At 56.8% G+C, this 3461-nt stretch carries 1 protein-coding gene and 2 pseudogenes; all 3 read left to right on the top strand.

The genetic code is table 11. The features are described 5' to 3' along the window. A pseudogene (locus C9413_RS33990) lies at window positions 1–378 on the top strand (hypothetical protein); the annotation flags it as partial. A gap of 997 nt (window positions 379–1375) precedes the next feature. Next, window positions 1376–1713, top strand: a pseudogene (locus C9413_RS29740) (hypothetical protein); the annotation flags it as partial. Window positions 1714–1920: 207 nt separating this feature from the next. Further along, a complete protein-coding gene (locus C9413_RS29735) occupies window positions 1921–3096 on the top strand; it encodes a lysine 2,3-aminomutase (RefSeq protein ID WP_040114291.1) in 1176 nt (391 codons plus the stop codon). The last annotated feature ends 365 nt before the right edge of the window (window positions 3097–3461 follow it).

The following is a 3461-nucleotide window of genomic DNA, read 5'->3' as shown; positions in this document are numbered from 1 at the left end:
ATGGAACGAGCTCGGGCGTGGCGGTGCGGACTGCTAGCGGGCGCCGGACTGCGCCATGCAGAAGCGCTCGATCGGCTCCGGGACGACGTCGATCTCGATCAGGGCATCCGCAAAGTTCGCGAGACGAAGTTCGGCAAGTCGCGACTGGTGCCGCTGCATGCCAAAGGCGAGCCGTCAGCGCGAAGCTTCCTCGCCGGACGCTTACGTTGGACATGTGCCAGCCAGCCTGAAGACGGGCACGGCATGGGCATCATCAGCCGCTTTGGCGGTTATCTCGATCAGATGCTGGTTCACGGCATGAGTATCGCACCATGGCATGCAGCCTTGCCCAACTTCGGGCAGATCGCTCCAAAGATACGGGCGGACCTCGCCCGCTGATCATGGGGAGCAGAAGGCCGCGTTCCTCGTTTGGCTCATCGCTTTGTAATCTTGTTCTTCTGGCCGATCCAAGCCTCGTCCTGGAACCAGATTTCTAATCGCTTGTCTTTGGCGGCTCCGGCGGCGATTTCCGCCACTGCGGCGGGGAAGTTTTTTAAAGTCCTCAATCGCATCCTGGTTCTGCGCATGATGCTTCGGTCGAGCCGTGAGTTTGCGGTAGCCCATGGCATTCAACTCACGCCCAAGCGCCTGCCGATGACGCAGATGCGATGCTCCTGCGAAAGCCATTGCACCGGATCAACCAGCCCGCAGTGCACGACACACAGCGAGATAGGGACCGGACCCTTCTCAACGGCCTCGCAGGCGCCTTGCGCTGCTTGTCGCTCAGCAAGTGCTCCCGGCCCTTCGCCTTTCCGGTCTTCAGGCCATCGGGACTTTGCGGATTGAAACGCTCGACCCAGTCGCGGACAATCTGCAACCGACCCCCGCCAATAGATGCCGCTTGGCTGCGCGCGAACCACCCTCATAATGACCGACAGAGCCAACAGCCGACGTGACCAATCCGCATCTCGGCTTTGCTTCGCCAGCCGACGCAGGTCATCAGCCGTGTAGTCTACCCGAATTGCCAGTGCCGTTCCTATGGCGAAATCTCCCTTCGCCCGTTGAATCATGATTTGGCCCAATTGCCAATCCCGTGATTCAAATTCATCAAGCGCCGGTTAACACCCGCATTCGTCGCGGTCGAATGTCTCCTGAAACTAGTCGGCGTCAGACGCGGCGATTGCGCGCTTCAAGCTTTTGGAGGCCAACGAACGGCATCTTGCAGAGTTGCTTATGTCGTGTAGATACCGAGCATTCACGAACTCCGATTGACCGAGGCAGAGCCGCAAATGCCAAATGCTCATTTGTGCTGGACATGAGGATGGCAGATTTCAAAGTTCGAGCTTCATCGCCCATAACTCTCCTCCTGCTGAACTAAGCGGATAGAAACGTCACGGTCGAGGACGCGCTTGCCCGGTATGGCGAGCCCGACATATTCAATACGGACCAGGGATCGCAGTTCACCTCCATCGGCTTCACGGCGGTGCTGAAGAAGGCCGAGATTGAAATCTCGATGGACGGCAAGGGCGCATGGCGCGACAACGTGTTCGTCGAGCGGCTCTGGCGCTCGATCAGATATGAGGAGGTCTATCTCCACGCCTACAAAACCGTGCCCGAGGCCCGCACCCATCCCTTGACCGGCAAACACCGGATCAGGCTTACTTCAACGCGCTGACGCGAATGTTTAACGAAAACGCCGCAAACCGTTCAGACAAACCCAGCCACTCTGTTTGACCTCCGCATCCAGCGTTAGCCGTGTAGACTTGAGGACGTTTCTGTTCGGAACGTGAGGCACGGGAGACGGAAAGTGTTCGTCGCCCGCGTCGTAAGCGGATAGTTTTCCATGTCTTTCCCGCCATCCTCGTCGTGGCACGCCGATTGCAACGGGCGGAGGAGCCGTTACGATCATTACGCCTCACACCTCTAGCAAAGGGAGGTTGCATGAAGACCGCTCGAACGATCCCAGGCAATGTGATAGATGCTTCGCTGATGAGTGCGCCTCCGTCCGGCAGCTCGGGTCGACGCCCCGCGTCCGAGGTCATAAATTTCATCGAGGGGGCGCGCGTGCTTACCGCCGGTGAGTTGGAAGCTCATAGCATCACGCGCTATCGGGTCACCAGATCCTATCGTGAACAGATCATCAACAGTGGTTACCACGAGCAGCTGAAATTCATCGTCGAGCCCTCATTCGAAGAGTTTGAGAGTCCCGGCAATCTAGATACGAGCGGCGAGCACGACAACACGGTCGTGCCCGGGTTTCAGCACAAGTACGCCCAGACCGGATTGTTGCTGGCAACGGACCGCTGCGCTTCATACTGCCGTTATTGCTTTCGCAAGCGCATTGTCGGCAAGGATTCAGATGAAATCGCAGCTGACTTAGGGCAGATTGCGCGCTACATTGGAGGTCATCCTGAGATGACGAACGTGCTGGTGTCGGGAGGCGACCCGTTCGTGCTCAGCACCGGCAGGCTTCATGCGATTCTCGATCATCTGTTGCCGTTCCCACATTTGGATTCCATTCGTTTTGGCACAAAAATGCTCGCCTATGCGCCTGAAAGGTTCGAGGATCCCACTCTAGTGGCGTTCTTCCAACGGATCAGTGAGGCGCGTAAGGCGGCAGTAATCGTCACACATTTTGATCATATTGGCGAAATCTCGGTCGATGCGGAGCGTAACATTCTCTCGTTACGCGCGCGTGGTGTGCAGTTTCTCAATCAATCCGTGCTTCTCGCGAAAGTCAACGATGATCCCGAGATCTTGGCTGCGACCTTCGCCAAATGTCACCAAATGGGCATCCGCCCTTATTACCTCTTTCAAGGCAGGCCGGTGAAAGGGGCATCGCATTTTCAGGTTCCACTGCGCCGCGGACTAGAGATAACGCACGGCATCAACCAACGCCTGAGCGGAATCCAAAAGACATTCAAATACATCATGTCGCATTACACAGGAAAAATCGAGATCCTCGACATTGGAGCTGATGACCGCGTCTATATGCGATATCATCAAAACAAAGCTCCGGAAAAGATCGGAAATATTTTTTCTCGGCCGTACATCGAGGGCGCATGCTGGCTAGATGAATTGCCCGAAGGATCAGATCGGAAAAGCGCTCAGCGCTAATTTCCGATTTGAGTCGCAAACAGCCGCCCCTCTCAACGTGGCGGCGTCCTTGAGGCGGTGGCAGGCACTCTCCCTGCGGAACCTGTATGCCGCGTGACAGATAGGACCTGGGGAGCTCAGACGCCCATCGAGCTGTTTCTCTATCAAGAGCTGCTCTTCCGCGGCCTTCGACCGCAGCTTCATCAACTCGTCTTTCCAGACGGGCGACCTACCCTTCTCTTCACGATTCCTACTCAGAGTGAGACGAGTCACGAGCTGCAGCTTCTTACCGAGATCGACATCTTCTTTCCAAAGGAGACGTTGGCCAAATCTGCGACGGCAGCCACAACGACAAGGGAAAGCAGCGAGAGCCCGTCCGTGGGAAG

It is taken from the genome of Rhizobium sp. SEMIA 4085 (assembly GCF_013004495.1).
Lineage (GTDB): Bacteria > Pseudomonadota > Alphaproteobacteria > Rhizobiales > Rhizobiaceae > Rhizobium > Rhizobium gallicum.
This window is presented reverse-complemented; position numbering and strand designations above follow the sequence as displayed.